Raw genomic sequence first — 18,093 nt, 5'->3', positions numbered from 1 at the left:
AAACAAGCAAGTGGCAAAAAAACGGAGATATACCAAAACCGCGCGACCGTTAAGCGTGACAACAAAGGCACCCGTCACCCGCGCAGCGTGTTACATTTTTCGAACAGTGAACATCATGGGCATCCGACAGAAAAGCCTTTGGCGCTTTTCGAGTGGTTGATCCGCGCCTACACCAACGAAGATAACTTGGTTTTGGACCACTGCGTCGGAAGTGGAACCACAGCGGTCGCCGCTGAGAGATTGGGACGACGCTGGCTGGCCGTCGAGAAAGAGTTGGAGTACTGCGCCATCGCGAAAAGAAGACTGGAGGGAAACGGTTGACGAAAAGGGGGAAGGGCGGGGGTTCCCCTCCCTGCTTTTTTTATTTTGTTATATTTGTTATAAAGGGGTTATAAAAAAAACTAAAAGGACTTAGGAAAATCTCCTAACCCCTTATTATCACTGGAGCCGACTTCCAGACTCGAACTGGAGACCCCATCCTTACCATGGATGTGCTCTACCTACTGAGCTAAGTCGGCTTATTATGGTGGTGGAGGTTGGGTTCGAACCAACGTAGGCTCATGCCGACAGATTTACAGTCTGTTGCCTTTGACCACTCGGCCACTCCACCTTATTGAAAAACATCAGCTATACTTTCCTTAGCTATACTTTCCTTCTAGTAAGCTAAACCACTAAGCTAAACCACAAAACCAAACTTTTTTTATTTTATATCAAGGATCTTTCCTTGTCAAGTTAGCGGACTGGCATAGTCGGTACATGGTGTCCTGGAACTATTGATAGGTTTTCGCGGACAAAGCGGACAAAAAAGAGCAACTCGCGGTGCTTGTTTGCCAAAAAGCGTTAAACTATTTCGTTTTTATCTTGTTCAGAACGTCCGACAACGCGGACGCGCCTTTCTGACCTTGAGACCATCGATTTAGCAGCGCGTTGTATTCGACACTTTCAGAGTCGTTTTCTCCTACGTTTAGGTTTTCGATATTTTTGTAAGCGGTCACATCCGGCGCAATAGCGCGGTCGATATCCATTTCCTCGCAAAAACCATTCAAATTCCTCGCAAAAACCATTCAAACACGCTCTAAATTCACGCTCTAAATTTTTCGTGTATTTCCTCGACGTGTTCAACGCGTTTTTTTTGTTTTTTGGCCTAAAATAACTGATAAGGCCGTTCAATCCTTCTTCCAGCTTGTTGGAGACCTCGTCGAAACCAATCTTCCCTCCTTCAAACGCGTCCAAGAAACAGTTCCAGGTAACGCTATCCGCGCAGCGTATTGAAATTCCCCAGCGTTACATCGAGGCCGCGAAGATCTTCAACAGAAGATCTTCAATATAGGTTTTAGGAGGTGTTAGTTTAGGCATGAAAAACCCCAAAATCCTAGTCTTGCCTAGGCTTCTGGGGTTAAGTGAGGTTATTTGGTTATAAAATTTGGCGCGGCAGGCAGGATTCGAACCCGCGACCTAAGGCTCCGTAGGCCTTCGCTCTATCCAACTGAGCTACTGCCGCTTTTAAAAAATGGCGGTGAGTGAGAGATTTGAACTCTCGATAGAGGTTCTAGCCCCTATACTCGCTTAGCAGGCGAGTGCTTTCGACCCCTCAGCCAACTCACCAAACATTATAATTATATGTATTTTACTCGTTCTTGTCAACAAGCATACACTAACCGACTAACCTATGAATGCGGGAGTTGGTTATACTGTTGACCTCGCGTTCTCGTTGTTGGATACGGCATGTTCATTCTTAAGAGAAGAAGTGAAACCGGAGGTGAGGGCGGAGAAGCGGCAGACTTTAACACAGTCTCCGCAGCGGATGCACTCTGGGCTGTCTGGAGTGAGGGAGGGGTCGACGCCCATCTTGCAGACGCGGGAACAGACCCCGCATCGAACACAGTTTCCTTTCTCCAACCTGATCTGGTAAAGGGAAATTTTATTGAAAAGGCCATAAATCGCGCCCAAGGGACAGAGGACCCGGCAAAAAAAACGATAGACCAGAATACACCCCAGAACGGTCCCCAAGGCAACCGCCGTCTTCAATAGAAAAAGCCATCCCGTCGTCTCACGCAAAGCTGGGTTCGCGGCCAAAAGCGGAAACCCCGCCGTCAAAGTCCCCGCTGGGCAAATGTACTTACAAAAGGCCGGAGCTCCGATCCCCAGCCCTCCTCTAGCCCAAAGAGGCATTCCGACGACAAAAACGGCCAAAAGAACGTACTTGACGTAAATCAACTTTTTCCAGAGCTGACTGTGCTTCTTACCGCGAAAAAAAGGAACCTTATACAGACATTCTTGAATCAACCCAAAGGGGCAGAAAAAACCACAAATCAAGCGCCCGAACGTCAAGCCGAACCCCATCAGCAAACCTGTTACGTAAAAACTGAACCGATAACGCCGCGCTCCGAGAACAGCCTGCAAGGAACCTAGAGGACAAGAACCTAACGCCCCAGGGCAGGAGTAGCAGTTCAACCCCGGGACGCAAACGGATTTCAGCTTGCCTTTGTAAATGTGCCCTTCAAAAAAGCCCGTAAAGTAAGCGTTACTTCCTATCAGGGTCAACCATTGGATAATTTTACGTTTCATTTGGATCGGAAAACTCAATAAACTCAATTAAACTCAATCAAGAGCCGACGTTGGGCGTGGCTCGAAAGCGGTCATCCAATTCCGACGCACTCCAGACAGACATTGACAGCCTTGACGAAAACGGTTTTCATCTCGCCTCTGCAAACGCCCCAGAAGACAAATATAACCGCTACGACGAACAACACCGCACGAATGATCTTGCGAACCTTTTCTGGCACGTATCGTTTTCTACTATAGCGACCTATTATAGCGACCTACTGCAGCGACTTGAGGGCGGCCTCGACAGCCGCCCGATATGCCGCTTCGGAGCGGGATCCGATGAGGGGACTACCCACGATCTTACCCTGAGAGTCCACAAAAATGGTTGTGGGAATCGCGGTAACGCTTCTCAAAAAGAAATTCATTTCCTCGACAGGCAAAATCTGAAGAAAGTCGGCTTTGGTTTCCTTTAAAATTTCCTGTGCTTCATCGATGGACTCCTGATCTTCTACATCTATCAGAACGCCGATCAACTGCGATCCATCGGGCATGGTCCGCGCCAGTCGGCCTAGATCTGGCATCTCATCAAGGCATGGAGGACACCAAGTCGCCCAAAAATTGAGCATCGTGAGTTTTTTTTCGGCGAAAATGGAATTGGTGACCTGCTCTCCAGTCAGGCTTTTCGTGGAAAACGCGGGAAAAGCGTCCTGAGCTTCGGCCCCCATCACCGCTAGAAGAAATACCGCGACAACAACCGCCCCTAAATATTTTTTCATTTCAATTGTTTCCTTTCAATTTTTAATTGTTTCCTTTCAATTTTTATTACTTTTTTTATTACTTTGCTCCGAATAACTCCTCGATAATCTCCTGTACTGTTTCCACTTTGTTGACCTTGCCCACGTTGCTGCCGCAGAAAAACAGTCCTTTTTCCCAGTTGCCGTTGAAAGCGTCGACCAGCGCCAAAGCGATGCAAAAGGTCTCCCGAGTCTTGCGATAGCGGCAGTGCGTCAAACAGTTGGCGAAACAAGGGTTACTCTCGACTTGTCCTTGTAAATATTGGGAGACGAAGGGGTTTTTGATGGCTCGACCCGGAAGCCCGGCCGGGCTGTGAATCAAGACGACGTCCTCCTCTTTCGCTTCAATGTAAGCCTGCTTAAAACGGTCGGAGGCATCTCCTTCTATCGTGCAGGCAAAGCGAGTGCCCATTTGCACCCCTTTGGCGCCTAGTTCGAACATGCGTTCCATATCCTTGCGATCCCACACGCCGCCCGCCGCGATGACAGGGATGTCGGACTTCATCTCCTCCGCCACGAAACGTACCGTGGCCGGCAATGTTACCTCGATGGAGAGCGCGGGATCGTATACCTGCTCCATCGTCATAGCGCCCAGATGCCCTCCCGCGGTGGAAGGAGCCTCCACTACAAAACCGTCGGGGCTCCTGCCGTACTGTCTTTCCCAACGCCGCGCAATCAGGCTGGCTGCTTTAGCGGAGCTGACGATGGGAATCAGCGCTACGTCGGGAAAGTCTTTCGTATACTCGGGCAGACGCAAGGGAAGCCCCGCTCCAGAGATGATCACGTTCGCCCCCCCCTCGGCCGCGGCTCGTACTTCCGTGTCATAATCAGTCAGGGCCACCATGCAGTTGACGGCCAATACCCCATCAGGTCCGGCGATTTCCCGAGCCTGACGCACCACCTCTTTTATTACGATCTCGTTAGATCTAAAATAATTTCCTTTTTCCAAAACGAAGTGGGGGGAATTATGGCTGAGCCCCACACTTGCAATTGTCCCCACAGCGCCACGTCGCGCGACGTTTCCGGCGAGCCTAGGACCGGAAATTCCCACACCCATACCTCCCTGTATCAAAGGATAGCGTGGCTGATGCTTTCCTAGCTTTAGAATCGGTGTTCTGTCGCTCACCTTTCGACCCACCCCTTATATTGATCCTGATCCCCACAGATAATTTTTCTATAACAAACGCGCCCCCAAAGTGTCACGTGGAGAATATTGTAACAAAAAACATTGCCCGATGTCTGCCGTTCCGGCGGCATCGGACAATCTCAAGAACAAAAAACCTTTCGTCCGGACTCATCGAGCTTACAAAAGTCGCGACTGTTGTGCTTCAGAGAGGAGAGAGATGATGACCTGCTTGTTTCTTCTCCGAGCTATACTCAAAGCCGTCTCCCCTTCCGGGGAAATGGCTTTCGTATCCGCCCCGGCATCCAAAAGCACAGCAACCATGTCCGCTTTCCCAACGGTCACGGCTGTCATTAAAGGAGTATATCCTTCTTTGTTGGGTTTGTCCACGTCGGCTCCCGCCCTCAGCAGTTCCCGTGCCACCGCCACATAATTGCGATCAACCGCGTACATCAGAGGAGTGAGTCCGTTTCTGTCGATTTCATTGACGATCTTTTTGGCGTCTGTTATCGACTTCAGTAATTCGCGTATAATTTCCGGTTTGTTTTGCACGATGGCGTAAATCAAAGGAGAACTTCGCCCCTGAGTAAAAGAAGTGAAAGAGCTGGCGCCTCCTTCATCGCACAACTCTCGCGCGATGTCCACCCTGTTCAGCGCGATAGCCACTTTGATGGGTGTGTTCCCCACGTTGTTCACCGCGTTGATGTTGGCGCCCTCGCGCAGGTATCGATATACCAAGTCCATATCGCCGTCCCGCACAGCCTGGAAAAGATTTTTATCCAAATTTGAAAGAGTCGGAATCCCTTCCCGTTTACTCTCTGATCGCTCAGCCGTCGACGAGCGCGAAAACACCCAGCAACACAAAACGACCCCTGACGCAAGTAACAATACTCCGGCGGCAATCGTGATCGCAGGTTTTTTGTTCCATTTTTTCTTTTTCGGGATTGCCGGGGCTGGTTTCTCCAGGGTCTCCGGCTGTTCAGGCAATATCTCAGATGAATCTTTCGTTTTGCCTGAAGGCCGCCTAAACCTCGACCTCACGTTCCGCCATACGTTGGTCAAAAATTCCATTTATGCCTCCCAAGGTTGAAATCAAACATCATGATTGTATCAGACGCGACGCTTTCACCGCTAAAACTAAAACTAAAACTTGAAAAGAGCACCGATGATTGCCGCCCCGCCAATGTAGTAGACGGGATGTTTATTGTATTTATTGGTTAGATAAAAGATCGCGAAAAATAAGATCGACTGCTTGTAACGCAAAATATCCGTGACTTCGCCGGTCTGGAGAAAGGCGGGGATATCGACCAAGGTGATTTTGGCGATGCCTATCGCAGCCGAGGCGATCAAGGCCGTGACAGCAGGCCTAATGCCGTAAAACGCGGACGTCACAAAACGGTTCTCTTTGAACTTGTCCAGGATCTTCACAATAAACACAAGGATGAAAAAAGAGGGAGTGAGCAGAGATAGGGTTGCCAATACTCCTCCCAAAACGCCGCCGGCCGAGTATCCGGCATAGGTGGCCATATTGAGGCCGATGGGACCGGGAGTGGACTCGGAAATGGCGATCATGTCCGTGAGCATGGCGTGAGTGAACCAAGGGTACTTGTCGGCGAGCTGATAAAGAAAAGGCAGGGTGGCGAGACCGCCTCCGATGGAAAAAAGCCCCACTTTCAGAAATTCGCAGATCAGAGTAACGTAAATCATCTCTCTTTTTTCCTTTCTGTGAGCGCGATCCCCGCTACAGCTCCAGCTACGACGGGAAAAATAGGGGATATTTTGACGAAGGCGAACATGAGCAGCGCCGCCGCGAAAACGAGAAGACGAGGCAGGTCTTTTACGCTGCTCTTCCACATGCTGATGGTGGCGTTGACGATCAGTACGGTGACCGCCACTCGGATGCCGTTAAAAGCGTGGGCTACAATCTCCAGGTCCAGAAAGTTCGCGATGAACATGGCGATGATCAGGATGATGAGGAGCGACGGGCAAGCGATGCCCAACGCCGCGGCGGTCAAGCCGGGAATTTTCCCTTTCTTGTAGCCGATGAGCATGGAGGTGTTGGCCGCTATGATACCAGGCAAGCTTTGGCTTATCGCGTAGTAGTCGATGATCTCCTCGTTGGTCACCCACTGACGCCGTTGCGCGATATCTCTTTGCAAAAGAGGAAGCATCGTGTACCCTCCACCGAAGGTCAGTATGCCGATTTTGAAAAAAACCCAAAAAATTTCCCACAATTCTCTCACTCTTACGAGCATAAAACTCCACTCCAATCCAACTCCAATTTAATCCAATCCAATTCAATCGAGTCTCATGAAAAAATCCTACTTCCATGAAAAAATCCTACTTCCATTTTTCGCTTCCATTTTCTTTTCACTTCCATTTTCTTTTCCATTCTTATTCCCATTCCCATTCCCATTCTTACTTCCATGAATTCCCATCTTCCATGAATCTCCATGAATGATTAAAACACATCGACGCGTTATTTGCCAAGTTTTGAGGATCTAAGTCGCCAGGCTGATTCTCGTGAAAGAATCTCCAGGATTCCACGGCTTTTCGGGAAGGTTTTCAAGGAAATTCTAAAAAACATCTGGAAACTTCACGTAATTTGCATTAGGTACCTTGACATATTGATCTTGAGATTGTATCCTTTATACACGCCGCCATTGTGGTCGGTAATTTTGATTAGTTTTAGGAGGCTTTTTTGAATGGCTCAGGGCACCGTGAAGTGGTTCAACGAAAGTAAGGGGTATGGGTTTATCACTGCTGACGAAGGAAAGGATGTTTTTGTGCATTATAGCGCGATTAAGGGTGATGGATTCAAAACCCTTGCCGAAGGGCAAAAGGTAGCGTTCGAAATTGTGAACGGCGAAAAAGGACCACAGGCAGCCGACGTCTCCAGGCTCTAATTTTTCAAACAACACAAAACTTCAAAGGCCTCCTCCTTAGGAGGCCTTGTTTATTTTTGTTTATTTTTGTTTATTTTTGTTGATTATGGATATTGAGGAGAAGCTCATGCAAAAAGAGCTCAAGTACATTATCACCGCGCTATCGCTGCTATTCTCGTTCGTGTGCATTGTCGTGACGGGCCTACGGATGCCTTGGAGTGAGGAAGGCGTGCTTTACGCCATTTATGGGAGCAGCGTCGGATTTTACATCGCGATAACAATGAGCATGTTTATCGTGTGGAAGATGTGGAAACGACCCAAATGAAGACGTTTTCTTCGTCTCCTCCGTTCTAGAACATTCGGAGGATGATTCGTAAAATCGAGTTGGTCAGGATTCCCCCCACCACATCGTCGGCCATAATACCCCACCCTCCCGGCAATTTCTCCACTTTGCCGACGGGGCCGGGTTTGACGATGTCCACAATGCGAAAGAGCAGGAACGCCGCCAACGCGCACCCTGGAGGTAACCCCGCCAGGGAGATCCACATGCCCACTACCTCATCGATCACAACCTCGCCCGGATCCAACACCTCATTTGCCTTGGAGTAAACGTCGGAGCAAAAAACTCCCAGAAGCGCGACTATGAGAATCCCCCACCACGGGATGGGAAAAAGTAAATAAAGCGCGCAAGCCACGGCGGACCCCATTGTGCCAGGCATTTTCGTCAGATATCCCACCCCGCCCACGGTCGCCACAGCGGCGGAAAATCGCGAGGTTGTCATTATGACAATCCTAGAAAAGGGTGACCTAAAGGAGCCGGCGATTGGTTGGGCAAAAAGGCAAAAAGATCGTGTCCCATGGCAGCCTGAATACTCGCGTCCACCCAAGAACCAGGAACGAGAGACCCTCCATTTTCCAGAAAGACCACGCCATCCACCTCCGGAGCGTCACGGTAAGAACGGCCATAAGCCGAAGCGTTTCCCTGGTCGGTCTCCTCGACCAGGACACGTAGAGTCTTTCCGACGAAGAGTTCACCACGTTCTTGAGCAATTTGAGACTGTGCCCCCATCAACCGGCTGTACCGCTCCTCTTTGACCTCGTCTGGAACCTGTCCAGCCATGAGCGCGGCCTTTGTCCCCTCCTCCGGGGAGTACATGAACGCCCCCACTCTGTCGATCTCTGCCTCTTCCAGAAATTCGAGGACTCGCTCGAACTGCGCCTCCGTTTCGCCGGGAAATCCTACCATGATCGTCGTTCTCAAGGTGAAAAGAGGATTTCGCCTACGCGCGCTCTGGAATACATTTCGAATGTGGGCAACGTCGGGCGAACGATTCATAGCGGCAAGAATCGAACTGTCGATGTGTTGGATTGGAATATCCAAGTAAGGCAGCACTTTATCGGAGTCTGAGAGGAAATCCAAAAAATCGCGGGTGATCCGATCAGGATGCAGATAGAGAAGACGTATCCACATCTCGGACGGTAAGGCATTCTCCAGGGCTTCTAGGAGTTTCTGAATGGAAGGCTCTCCGTAAAGGTCTCTCCCATAGGCCGTAAGATCCTGTCCCACCAGGCACAACTCTTTTGCTCCTGACGCGACAAGCTCCTTCGCCTCCTCCACCAAGCGGAGGATAGGAACGCTGCGCAACCGTCCGCGAATCAAAGGGATCGTGCAGTAGGAGCAATAGGTGTCACACCCTTCACCGACCTTCAGATAGCGGGACCAGGGACGGGTCTCCGCTAACAGACCCCGAGAAGGTCCAGGGAGGCAGTTGGAAGACCCTTTTTCACGCCCCAGAAAATCCACAATTTTATCCCAGTCCTCGGTCCCCGCCCAAAAGTCAACCAAGGGCAATTCTTTGCGCAGCTCGGCCTCGTAACGATTAACGATGCAGCCCGCCACGATGATTTTTTCGAGCTTGCCCTGTTTCTTCAGATCTTCCAAATCTAAAATCGCGTCGATGTTCTCTTTGACGGCCTCCTGAATAAAAGCGCACGTATTGATCAGGCCCACCTGCGCCTCACTCGCGTTGCTGACGATCTTATTTCCCGCGGCGGAAAGCAGACCCGCCAGACGCTCACTATCCACACTGTTTTTGGCGCAACCCATGCTCATGAAAAATACGTTCACCGTAGACCTCACCGTAGACCTCATTGTAGACCTCATTGTGCCTGGCGATAAGTTCCATCTGGCTCGTAAAAATAGGTCTCCGTTTTCGACGCTCTCGGATTGGGAATTCCCAGTTCTTTGCCATTCAGCACAACTTCCGCTCCGTGAGGACGCCCGTAAGTCACCTGGGCCCTCGACGGCAAATCCCAGGATACCTGAGATCCGGCCTTTAAAGTGTTGCTATAGAGCACTTTTCCAGCAATCGTCACCTTCATCCAGACGTCCATTCTGGCCCTAATAAGGAGGTGAGGTTTCATGGGCTCAGGGTTCGGGGCAATACTTCGGGATGCCGGCGGCAGGATCTCCATGGGATAATTCGCGGAGCCTGCAGCGTTACTCAGCAGAGACACGGAGACGTCGTCGGATTTCACTTCGTCGGAAACAACCTCACTGGAAATTCTCCGCGCATCAATCGCTGGGGGGAAAGGGTCGGAAATGAGTCCGCTTGCCCAAGAATACCACACATATCCCCCCGATCCTATCAAGATCAAGATCAAAACTACGAACAACCAAAAATGAGAAGCCGGTTTGAAGCCTTTCGTCGGCAACGTACCGTTACCCAGGACATTTCGAGGCGGAAGCTCCCGTATTTGGGACACGTTTTCCTTGTTCAGCCATGACATGAACTCGTCTTTCATATCCTCCGCGCCGATCACGCCCAGATACGTGCGAACAAAACCCTTGGTGTACACGAGATCGGGAAATCCTTGATAGTTTCCTTCCTCTATGCCTCGAAGAAACTCCACGCGCACTCTTGTTCTCTCGAAAATTTCCTCCAGAGAGACCGACACGTCTTCGCGCCGGCCCCTGGCCATGCTCCCCAGTTCCCTCAGGGCTTCGTCTTTATCGGAAGAGGGCATAAACAAAGCCTCCTTTTTATATGCCTTTTTATGTATTTTACAAAATCAACACAAAATCAACACAAAATCAACACAAACGATTTTGCGCGAGTTGCCGCATTTCTTTCAGGTAATGACCTGGATCGGTGTTACCGAAAAGGGCGCTGCCTACGACAAAAATATCGCAACCCGCGTCCGCGACTTGCGCGACATTTTCCAGGTCAATACCGCCGTCCATCTGTATCCGGTAATTATATCCTTCCACAGCGCGCAAACGAGCCAGGTCCCTCGTCTTTTCCAGGGTTTCTTCAATCAATCTCTGGCCACCGAAACCCGGAGTCACCGACATCACCATCACCACGTCAACCACGGGAAGCGCGAAACGCAGCAACTCCACAGGAGTGGGGGGAGCGATGGCCACCCCCGCCGCGAGCCCCGCGCTCCGAATACGGGCTAGGCGGTCGTGAAGTAATTGAGGTTCCGCCTCCGCGTGGACCGAGATTTGAGAAACTCCGGCTTCTGCGAAAGCGGACAAAAAAGCGTCCGGATGATCCACCATCAAGTGAGTGTCGAGGAAGGCATCGGGATATTTTCTACGCAACGCCCGCGCCATCCCAGGACCGAAGGAAATGTTGGGAACAAAATGCCCGTCCATAACGTCCAGGTGAAGCCAATCGAAATTTCCTCTCAGAGAATCCACAGCGTTGCCCACATTCAAGGGATCGGCCCCCAGCACGGAGGGAGCGAAAAATAGCCTTCGCTCCATTACATGTATTTGTCCTGCCAAACGAAGTCGCCTCCCAAGTAAATTCTTACGGTGCACTCTCTGGAGTAAGGCGTATCTAACGACAGACGCTGACCGCTTACGGCTTCACGATCCCAGAGAATCTTGGTTCCCGACGAATCCACCAACTCTATTTTGAGCTGCAAAGGCCGCGAAAGAGGGGGAACCTGGTAGCGGATTCGGGCGATTTTTCCGCCCACCGGCTGCAAATTGATGGGCTGGGACACTTTCGCCTGAGTCCTAGAATTGACGACCGAAGCTGGAGAAGTCGCGGGTTGTGAGGATTGTGCGGATTGCGTTTGTGTCGCTGGCTGAGGAGTTGAGACCGGAGGCAGGGGCGCTCTGGCGACTGTGGATGACGGAGCCGAGCGTTGGTCGAAAACCGAGACATTGGAGTCGACCACCTGGATAGGCGTCGCCGGGGCGTTGGGGTCGAATCCCTCACCCACAAAAATGTTCCCCTGACCTGGAACCGTTACTACTACCTGCGGACTAGGGATTTCGTTCGCCTGAGAAGAGCGCGGAGGGGACGAAGAGGAAGAGGAAGAAGAAGAAGAAGAAGAGGAAGGAGGTTCCGGCACACCTTGTGGCCGTTTCGTGGTGGCGATTCTCAGGCGAATGCCGTCTCCCACCCGTACCGATGTTCCCGCGGCGGGGCGGGTGCTGATGACGAGGCCCTCGACGGCGTTGGGACTGTAGACGGGATCTACGGTGGCGATTTTCAACCCACTGGTCGTCAGAAGCTCCCGCGCTTGTCGCTCCAGCATCTGCGCCACGTCGGGGATCACGACTTTCCCATCTGACCCTGGTCCAGGCTGATTGACCAAAAGGTGAATTTTTGTGTCGCTGGGAATATTAGCGGGCGCGGCCGGGCTCTGGGCAATGACCACGCCCGACGGCCAGGCGTTGTCCTTGATGTAGATCACGTCCCCCACCTCAAAGCCCTGCTCTTGAATAAGCTTTTGAGCCCGAGCGACGGCTTGGTTCCGCACATCGGGCACCGTCCGGCGCGGCCCTCCTTTACTAACTCGCAGTAAAAGAGTTCTGCCCTTACGCACTCTCTCTCCCGCCTCGGGGGATTGGGCCAGAACCCGTCCCTCGGGCAAAGATGAGATCACCTGTTCCACCTGCACAACGAAACCCATCCGCTTGGCCTCCACTTCGGCTTCAATGATCGACATTTCGCGTAGCGGAGGTGTCGCGATATTTTCTTCCGGACTACTGAAAAAAACCGTGTAAACCGCCACCGCTCCCGAAGTGAAAATCACCAGGACCACACATAATAAAGTCCATCGGAATATCTTGTCCATATTCCTCAAGCCCCCGCTCTTTTCATGATGATAGAAGCATAAAAACCATCCAACCACGGTAAATTAGGCCAAATATACGTTCCCCAAGGGCGTCCTCGGCGCAGATGGGAACCCTCCCACGGAACGTCCAACACAATACACCCCTCTTGGTTGGCAAGAGCTTCCGCCACGATGTTTTCGTTTTCCTGACGCAAAAGGCTACAGGTCACGTAGATTATAATACCACCAGCCTCCGCCAGAGTTAATGCCCTACGCAACAAACTCGACTGCAACGCGTGGAACTTATCCAACTTTGCCCAGGAGAGCTTCCATTTGGATTCAGGCTTACGGTTCCAGGTGCCGCTACCCGTACAGGGGACATCCAGCAATATGACGGAGGGTTTTTCCGGCGGAACGAGTGAAAGAGCGTTCCCCAAGCGCAGCGTCACACGATCTTGTATTCCCAGTCTTTCAATCTCTCGAACAGCGGCCAAGTGACGCTCCGAGGAAAGTTCCCAACACTCGAGTCGCGCCCCGGAGCCCAAGACCCCAGAATTTAGGAATTGCGCGATTTGTCCCGCTTTAACGCCTCGCCCCGAACACATATCCAGAACGAGTCCGTTTGGTCGGGCAAATTGAGTGACCAGAGACGCGGCCAACATGGAGCCCTCCGTTTGCATCGTGACGAGCCCCCGATCGAACCCCGGAACGAGGGTAGGAAGAACCGTGGAGGCAAGGCGGATTGATTCGGGGAAAAGGTCGGATGGAACACCCTCCATTCCGTGACTCTTCAGGAGGTCAAGCACTTCTCCTCTTTTGCCTGGAGCCACTCGCAACGATCCGCGAGGAGGAATTTGCATCAGCTCAAACAGCTCGAAAAGCTCCTCGTTGTTCCAAGATCTATTCCAGGTCGGAAGCGTCCATTCAGGCACCCCCGCCCACAAGGCGCGGTCTTTTGTCTGGGAACTGCGATACAGTTTTTCCATAGCCGTAAGCCCCCCTCTATCTACGTTCCGGAGAATGGCGTTCACCATCGGCACGGCCTTTGCCCGACCCTCGGACTTCAGAATCTCCAGCAAGCCGTTGACCAGCGCGGCTTTTGCAAAATTTTTGAGTTCCAAAATCCCCGCCGTACCCAGCAAAAGACAGTCCGAAACGGTCGGGTCAAGCCCCTGGGGTTTTCCAGATCGTTCTTTCTTCACGTAAGCGCCGAAAAGCGCCCTCCACAAGGATTCCCGCCGCAACACGGCATAGGCGAGAGACGCGGCTAGAGATAACTCCGGCGCGGCGATTTCCCCCCCCAACGAACGCAACGCCTCACTCACCAACCGACCTGCCTTAACGCGGCGCAAGACGAACAGCGCTCCCTCGATTCCACGCAAAACGGCCCTCTCCTTAAATAACAAAAAGTTAAAGTTATTTTTATATTTTAGCTTAATCGTTCGTACTCTTCTCGTATTCTTGAAGTATAAAGGATCGAGAAATTGTTATTATGAAAAAACTGTTATTAATCGATCATTAATTATCCCCTCAATTATCCCCTCAATTATCCCTTCGAAAAGTTGATTTTTCGCGTTGTGATATAATGCCCGTGTGTAGACTGGGAATGGGTTCTAAAACAATAACGATACGCCGCTGAGATATGGGCGTGTCAGGGCGTGTCAAGCAGAAGATTGTGTACGGAAGATTGGTTTACGGAAGATTGTTTGTGGGAAGAACCCAAGCTTTAAGGAGAATTTATTTTTCTGGATTTTTCTGGATTTTTCTGGATGATTGGCGTGAATTGAGCGAGTTTTTGTTTTTTCGTGGGTTTTCGACTTCGGAGTTGATTTTTTCGACCCGACTTTCAGCGCGGGAGGGATGTACTTGAGAACATCCAAACGGGAAAAGAAGAAGGTTTCCTCCTCCAGAGAATTTCAATGGGGCTTCGGGCTTGTGATCTTTTTCATGTTGGGGTTGTCCGTGTTTTTGATGGTATCTGCCGGCAGCCGTTTTTCGGGGATCGCTTGGGGAAACCTGAGAGATCGGGAGAACGAGGAAAGTTTATCCGCAAGTGGTTTTATTGTGGTCGATCTGAGCGACAATGTCGACATGAAACGAATGGCTGAAGCCACGTCCACAAAAGGCGCAACTTACGCGGCGATCATCGGTGAAGAGAGCATCGGTGAAGAGAGCGAAGAAGATGAGTTCTTGGATCCAAAAGGGGGGGAGTTGTTATCCCTTAAAGAACTCAGAGAAAAAGAACTCAGAGAAAAAAAACTCAGAGAAAAAGAACTTAGAGAAAAAGAACTTAGAGAAATGAACGTGTTTTCCTCCTTGCCCAAGGTCGAAAGCGCGGATTTGAGCTTTGCAGCTGTGGTCGATATGGCTTCCTTACCCCTCCCCATGCTTCTCAGCGAACCAATGGGGGATTTTGGGCCCTTACCCAAAGATTTGGCGGATTTCGAGTCTATCATCCTCAACACAATGGAAGATGGGATGCGTTTGCCCGACGATTCTCTCGACGACTTGCCGGGTATGGAACTCCCAGACGAGGACATCATTCTCGCGGAGATCGGGGCGGGTTGGCGCGAACACGTGGTCAAAAAGGGGGAAACCCTGTCCGACATCGCCTTCCAATATGGCGGGATCACGGCTCAGGATATTCTTCGCGCCAACGGCTTGAAGGACGCCAATCGTCTGGCTGCCCAACAGATTATTCTCGTTCCTAACGAACCTGAGGATATCGAGAGCACTCTAGAGGAAGTCCGGACTCGCAAGATGCGCGCGGCGGCTTTGCGGGAACAAGTTCTTCCCGTGACGGTCGTTTCTTATGTCGTGGCGACGGGGGATAGCTTGTGGTCTATCGCGAACTCCCAAAACTTGGAAGTGGATACCCTGGTGGGCAGCAACATTTTCAAAAACTCTTCTGTGCTGCGTCCGGGCGCTGTTTTGCGAATACCCAACCAGGACGGTATTTTCTACAAATTAAAGAAAGGGGATAACATCGATAACATCGCCAAACGTTACCAGGTGGCCGTGGACAAAATTCGCAAAGCCAACCCTACGATCAATCCCGTTGCTTTAAAAGTGGATAATGAAATTTTCCTGCCCGGCGCGCGTCCCGAGGCGGTGGCCGAAACCCGAGTCGTCGAGAAAAAATCCACATCCACCTCGTCTAAGAACACAGGCAAAACTGTGCAAAAGGTCTCACGGAGTTTCCGATGGCCGGTCATGGGTAAAATCAATAGTCCTTTTGGCTGGCGGCGTCACCCTATTACAAAGCGCAGAGATTTCCACACAGGCATCGACATCAAGGCGGGGAGAGGGACAGTCATCAATAGCTCTAGAGAAGGTAAAGTGGTCTACGCTGGTTGGATGGGAGGGTACGGTAAGGTCGTGGTCGTGGAACATAGCAGCGGTCAGTCTACGCTTTACGCTCACTGCAATTCTTTTTTGGTCAAACAAGGAGCCAGGGTTTCCGTGGGGCAGAATATCGCTCGCGTGGGATCTACGGGAAGGGCAACAGGGCCTCACCTCCACTTTGAGATCCGTAACGGCAACAGCCCGGCGAATCCATTGTCCTACCTGCGATAAAAGTAAAAAATACAAGTAAAACGTGGAAGTGGAAGCTGGACCAGTTTTTTTTTTCTGGTCCAGTTTTGTTTTGGGGTAATTGCTTGCGCGAAACTTTGAAGTATTTGAGTTTTGAAGTATTTGAGTTTTGAAGCATTTGAGTAGGGAGGAAAAGTGAAATGACCAAGTATGTCTTTATAACGGGTGGCGTGGTTTCTTCTTTGGGAAAAGGCATAACGGCGGCGTCAATCGGAACTTTATTGAAGAAAAGAGGTTTCAAAGTTTCCATTATCAAAGTCGATCCCTATTTAAACGTGGACGCGGGTACCATGAATCCCTTTCAGCACGGCGAGGTTTTCGTGACCGACGATGGCGCGGAAACAGATCTCGATTTGGGACACTACGAGCGTTTTATCGATGAGCCGCTCTCCAACGACAACACCGTGACGACGGGCAAGATCTACTCCGGCGTTATCGAAAAAGAGAGGCGCGGCGCTTATCTGGGTGGGACGGTGCAGGTGATTCCTCACGTCACCAATGATATTCAGGAGCGCCTGGTCAAGGCAGGAGAGAGACGGGACGTGGTCATCGTCGAGATTGGGGGGACAGTGGGCGACATCGAGGGGCTTCCCTTCTTGGAGGCGATCCGTCAGATGTCGAGCCGCGTAGGGCGGGAGAACGTCCTCTATTGTCACGTAACCCTCATTCCATGGCTGGAGGCGGCCAGAGAACTGAAGACAAAACCCACTCAGCACAGCGTACAGGAGCTTCGGCGCATAGGAATCCTTCCCAACATTCTGGTTTGCAGGACCAGCCACCCCATGAACGAGGAGATGAAAAATAAGATCGCGCTTTTTTGCACCGTTCCGCCTGAGGCGGTGATCGAGGTTCTGGACGAGCCTACGATTTATGCTGTGCCTTTAAGCCTCCACCGTCAGGAGCTGGATTCTCTTGTTTTGAAATATCTTTCCGTCTCCTGTGAAAAAGAACCTGACCTTTCCGACTGGCGACTGGTGGTTGATCGTTTCATGAACGCTCCTCAAAGTGTGGAAATTGCCTTGGTGGGCAAGTACGTCCAGCACAAGGACGCCTATCTGAGCGTCGTGGAAGCGCTTTATCACGCGGGGATCTATCATAACGTCAAGGTGAAAGTGCGCTCTGTGGAATCCACGGACGTGGAAGTCCAAGGAACGGAGGCCATGTTGGAAGGCGTAGACGGTATTCTTATTCCGGGTGGGTTCGGCTCACGAGGCATCGAGGGGAAGATCGCCACGATTCGCCACGCCAGGGAAAAGAAAATTCCTCTTTTTGGCATCTGCTTGGGGATGCAGATGATGGTGGTGGAGTACGCCAGAAACGTCTGTCATCTGGCGGGCGCTCATAGCCAGGAGATGGACCCCGCCACGGTACATCCTGTGATTCACTTGATGCAAGAGCAAGTGGGCATCGATAAGATGGGAGGAACCATGCGTTTGGGGGCTTATGACTGCGACCTTCTTCCGGGAACAGCGGCGGCGCGGGCCTACGGCACAGAACGCGTCAGCGAGCGGCACCGTCATCGCTATGAGTTCAACAACACCTACCGTCAAAGGCTGGAAGACGCCGGCCTGAAGATGTCGGGTATTTGCGCGGAGCGAGATCTGGTAGAGATCGTGGAGCTTCCTGAACATCCCTGGTTCGTGGGAGGACAGTTTCACGGAGAGCTGAAATCTCGTCCAGTCCGCCCCCATCCTTTATTTGCGGCTTTCATCGGCGCGGCGCTCGAAAACCGTATAATAAATTAGGTTGACATACTCCCACAGCCACATTGATATCCTGGCATGATATCCTGGCATTGATATCCTGGCATGATATGCTGGCATTGATATGCTGGTCGTGTTTCGCCCCGCATCTCACGTTGATAAGCCATAAAAAGGGGTTTAACATGAAAGTAGACCTATGACAAGAAACCAAATACAAAACAAACGCCGCCAACGGCGGCGTTGCGATTCTCATTCAATTTCATCCAATTCATCCAACGACTGAAGCCGTTGGCTTTCTCATCGCTTGATCGTAAAAGGCCCAAAGTAAAAGCGCTATGGCCACTGAGGCCAAGACGAAACCGTGGTTT

General features: G+C 51.2%; 19 protein-coding genes and 4 tRNA genes. 5 read left to right on the top strand and 18 right to left on the bottom strand.

What is annotated here, in order from left to right; all coding sequences use genetic code 11:
* On the top strand, nt 1-321 hold a 321-nt coding region (locus LBJ36_02970; protein MDR1377994.1), incomplete at its 5' end, for a site-specific DNA-methyltransferase.
* A gap of 121 nt (nt 322-442) precedes the next feature.
* On the opposite strand, the gene LBJ36_02965 is transcribed toward LBJ36_02970, so the two are convergent.
* The 12 genes from LBJ36_02965 to LBJ36_02910 all read right to left on the bottom strand — a co-directional run bounded on the left by LBJ36_02965 (nt 443) and on the right by LBJ36_02910 (nt 6,719).
* A tRNA-Thr gene (locus tag LBJ36_02965) sits at nt 443-518 on the bottom strand.
* Nucleotides 519-524: 6 nt separating this feature from the next.
* A tRNA-Tyr gene (locus LBJ36_02960) sits at nt 525-610 on the bottom strand.
* A 235-nt stretch (nt 611-845) separates the two neighbouring features.
* A complete protein-coding gene (locus LBJ36_02955; protein ID MDR1377993.1) occupies nt 846-1,064 on the bottom strand; it encodes a hypothetical protein in 219 nt (72 codons plus the stop codon).
* A 360-nt stretch (nt 1,065-1,424) separates the two neighbouring features.
* Nucleotides 1,425-1,501 (bottom strand) — tRNA-Arg (locus LBJ36_02950).
* A gap of 10 nt (nt 1,502-1,511) precedes the next feature.
* A tRNA-Ser gene (locus LBJ36_02945) sits at nt 1,512-1,605 on the bottom strand.
* An 81-nt stretch (nt 1,606-1,686) separates the two neighbouring features.
* Nucleotides 1,687-2,568, bottom strand: coding sequence for a 4Fe-4S binding protein (locus LBJ36_02940; GenBank protein MDR1377992.1), 882 nt, complete (start codon nt 2,566-2,568; stop codon nt 1,687-1,689).
* 71 nt (nt 2,569-2,639) lie between these two features.
* The gene (locus tag LBJ36_02935) at nt 2,640-2,786 is read right to left on the bottom strand and encodes a thioredoxin (GenBank protein ID MDR1377991.1); all 147 of its coding nucleotides are present in this window, start codon (nt 2,784-2,786) and stop codon (nt 2,640-2,642) included.
* Between the two features lie 36 nt (nt 2,787-2,822).
* Nucleotides 2,823-3,323, bottom strand: a complete 501-nt coding sequence (locus tag LBJ36_02930; GenBank protein ID MDR1377990.1) for a TlpA family protein disulfide reductase — start codon at nt 3,321-3,323, stop codon at nt 2,823-2,825.
* 58 nt (nt 3,324-3,381) lie between these two features.
* Nucleotides 3,382-4,467: a nitronate monooxygenase family protein gene (locus LBJ36_02925; protein MDR1377989.1), complete on the bottom strand. Its 1,086-nt coding sequence runs from the start codon at nt 4,465-4,467 to the stop codon at nt 3,382-3,384.
* Between the two features lie 177 nt (nt 4,468-4,644).
* Nucleotides 4,645-5,535 (bottom strand): ankyrin repeat domain-containing protein, encoded by an 891-nt coding sequence (locus LBJ36_02920; GenBank protein MDR1377988.1) that lies wholly within the window; start codon nt 5,533-5,535, stop codon nt 4,645-4,647.
* A gap of 72 nt (nt 5,536-5,607) precedes the next feature.
* Complete coding sequence (locus LBJ36_02915) at nt 5,608-6,171, bottom strand: chromate transporter (protein ID MDR1377987.1); 564 nt, start codon at nt 6,169-6,171, stop codon at nt 5,608-5,610.
* On the bottom strand, nt 6,168-6,719 hold the full coding sequence (locus LBJ36_02910) for a chromate transporter (GenBank protein ID MDR1377986.1): 552 nt from the start codon (nt 6,717-6,719) through the stop codon (nt 6,168-6,170). Before LBJ36_02910 ends, LBJ36_02915 begins: the two co-directional genes overlap by 4 nt.
* 450 nt (nt 6,720-7,169) lie before the next feature.
* On the opposite strand from LBJ36_02910, the gene LBJ36_02905 reads away from it, so the two are divergent.
* Both LBJ36_02905 and LBJ36_02900 read left to right on the top strand, forming a co-directional pair.
* Nucleotides 7,170-7,370, top strand: coding sequence for a cold-shock protein (locus LBJ36_02905; GenBank protein MDR1377985.1), 201 nt, complete (start codon nt 7,170-7,172; stop codon nt 7,368-7,370).
* Nucleotides 7,371-7,476: 106 nt separating this feature from the next.
* On the top strand, nt 7,477-7,674 hold the full coding sequence (locus LBJ36_02900; protein ID MDR1377984.1) for a hypothetical protein: 198 nt from the start codon (nt 7,477-7,479) through the stop codon (nt 7,672-7,674).
* Between the two features lie 25 nt (nt 7,675-7,699).
* On the opposite strand, the gene LBJ36_02895 is transcribed toward LBJ36_02900, so the two are convergent.
* The 6 genes from LBJ36_02895 to LBJ36_02870 all read right to left on the bottom strand — a co-directional run bounded on the left by LBJ36_02895 (nt 7,700) and on the right by LBJ36_02870 (nt 13,810).
* Nucleotides 7,700-8,131, bottom strand: a complete 432-nt coding sequence (locus LBJ36_02895) for a phosphatidylglycerophosphatase A (GenBank protein ID MDR1377983.1) — start codon at nt 8,129-8,131, stop codon at nt 7,700-7,702.
* On the bottom strand, nt 8,131-9,477 hold the full coding sequence (rimO, locus tag LBJ36_02890) for a 30S ribosomal protein S12 methylthiotransferase RimO (GenBank protein ID MDR1377982.1): 1,347 nt from the start codon (nt 9,475-9,477) through the stop codon (nt 8,131-8,133). Before rimO ends, LBJ36_02895 begins: the two co-directional genes overlap by 1 nt.
* Before the next feature lie 32 nt (nt 9,478-9,509).
* Nucleotides 9,510-10,376 carry a DUF4115 domain-containing protein gene (locus tag LBJ36_02885; GenBank protein ID MDR1377981.1) on the bottom strand — a complete coding sequence of 289 codons (867 nt, stop codon included), beginning with the start codon at nt 10,374-10,376 and terminating at the stop codon, nt 9,510-9,512.
* A gap of 67 nt (nt 10,377-10,443) precedes the next feature.
* Complete coding sequence (gene rpe, locus LBJ36_02880; GenBank protein MDR1377980.1) at nt 10,444-11,142, bottom strand: ribulose-phosphate 3-epimerase; 699 nt, start codon at nt 11,140-11,142, stop codon at nt 10,444-10,446.
* Complete coding sequence (locus LBJ36_02875) at nt 11,121-12,449, bottom strand: PASTA domain-containing protein (protein ID MDR1377979.1); 1,329 nt, start codon at nt 12,447-12,449, stop codon at nt 11,121-11,123. The genes rpe and LBJ36_02875 overlap by 22 nt, the downstream gene beginning before the upstream one ends.
* A 5-nt stretch (nt 12,450-12,454) precedes the next feature.
* Nucleotides 12,455-13,810, bottom strand: a complete 1,356-nt coding sequence (locus LBJ36_02870; GenBank protein ID MDR1377978.1) for an RsmB/NOP family class I SAM-dependent RNA methyltransferase — start codon at nt 13,808-13,810, stop codon at nt 12,455-12,457.
* Nucleotides 13,811-14,294: 484 nt separating this feature from the next.
* Here LBJ36_02870 and LBJ36_02865 point away from each other — a divergent pair, with 484 nt between their 5' ends.
* Complete coding sequence (locus LBJ36_02865; protein MDR1377977.1) at nt 14,295-16,004, top strand: LysM peptidoglycan-binding domain-containing protein; 1,710 nt, start codon at nt 14,295-14,297, stop codon at nt 16,002-16,004.
* A gap of 158 nt (nt 16,005-16,162) precedes the next feature.
* A complete protein-coding gene (locus LBJ36_02860) occupies nt 16,163-17,767 on the top strand; it encodes a CTP synthase (GenBank protein ID MDR1377976.1) in 1,605 nt (534 codons plus the stop codon).
* The last annotated feature ends 326 nt before the right edge of the window (nt 17,768-18,093 follow it).

Source organism: Synergistaceae bacterium (genome assembly GCA_031267575.1).
Taxonomy (GTDB): domain Bacteria; phylum Synergistota; class Synergistia; order Synergistales; family Aminobacteriaceae; genus JAIRYN01.
Note: the sequence above shows the minus strand (reverse complement) of the source record. Positions and strands in the feature narration are given on the sequence as shown.

What these genes read in the sequence shown, in the direction of transcription:
- LBJ36_02895 (MDR1377983.1), bottom strand. Translation starts at nt 8,131, where the DNA reads ATGACAACCTCGCGATTTTCCGCCGCTGTGGCGACCGTGGGCGGGGTG.
- LBJ36_02860 (MDR1377976.1), top strand. Translation starts at nt 16,163, where the DNA reads ATGACCAAGTATGTCTTTATAACGGGTGGCGTGGTTTCTTCTTTGGGA.
- LBJ36_02940 (MDR1377992.1), bottom strand. Translation starts at nt 2,568, where the DNA reads ATGAAACGTAAAATTATCCAATGGTTGACCCTGATAGGAAGTAACGCT.
- LBJ36_02930 (MDR1377990.1), bottom strand. Translation starts at nt 3,323, where the DNA reads ATGAAAAAATATTTAGGGGCGGTTGTTGTCGCGGTATTTCTTCTAGCG.
- LBJ36_02875 (MDR1377979.1), bottom strand. Translation starts at nt 12,449, where the DNA reads ATGGACAAGATATTCCGATGGACTTTATTATGTGTGGTCCTGGTGATT.
- LBJ36_02910 (MDR1377986.1), bottom strand. Translation starts at nt 6,719, where the DNA reads ATGCTCGTAAGAGTGAGAGAATTGTGGGAAATTTTTTGGGTTTTTTTC.
- LBJ36_02900 (MDR1377984.1), top strand. Translation starts at nt 7,477, where the DNA reads ATGCAAAAAGAGCTCAAGTACATTATCACCGCGCTATCGCTGCTATTC.
- LBJ36_02915 (MDR1377987.1), bottom strand. Translation starts at nt 6,171, where the DNA reads ATGATTTACGTTACTCTGATCTGCGAATTTCTGAAAGTGGGGCTTTTT.
- LBJ36_02885 (MDR1377981.1), bottom strand. Translation starts at nt 10,376, where the DNA reads ATGCCCTCTTCCGATAAAGACGAAGCCCTGAGGGAACTGGGGAGCATG.
- LBJ36_02920 (MDR1377988.1), bottom strand. Translation starts at nt 5,535, where the DNA reads ATGGAATTTTTGACCAACGTATGGCGGAACGTGAGGTCGAGGTTTAGG.
- LBJ36_02905 (MDR1377985.1), top strand. Translation starts at nt 7,170, where the DNA reads ATGGCTCAGGGCACCGTGAAGTGGTTCAACGAAAGTAAGGGGTATGGG.
- LBJ36_02955 (MDR1377993.1), bottom strand. Translation starts at nt 1,064, where the DNA reads ATGGTTTTTGCGAGGAATTTGAATGGTTTTTGCGAGGAAATGGATATC.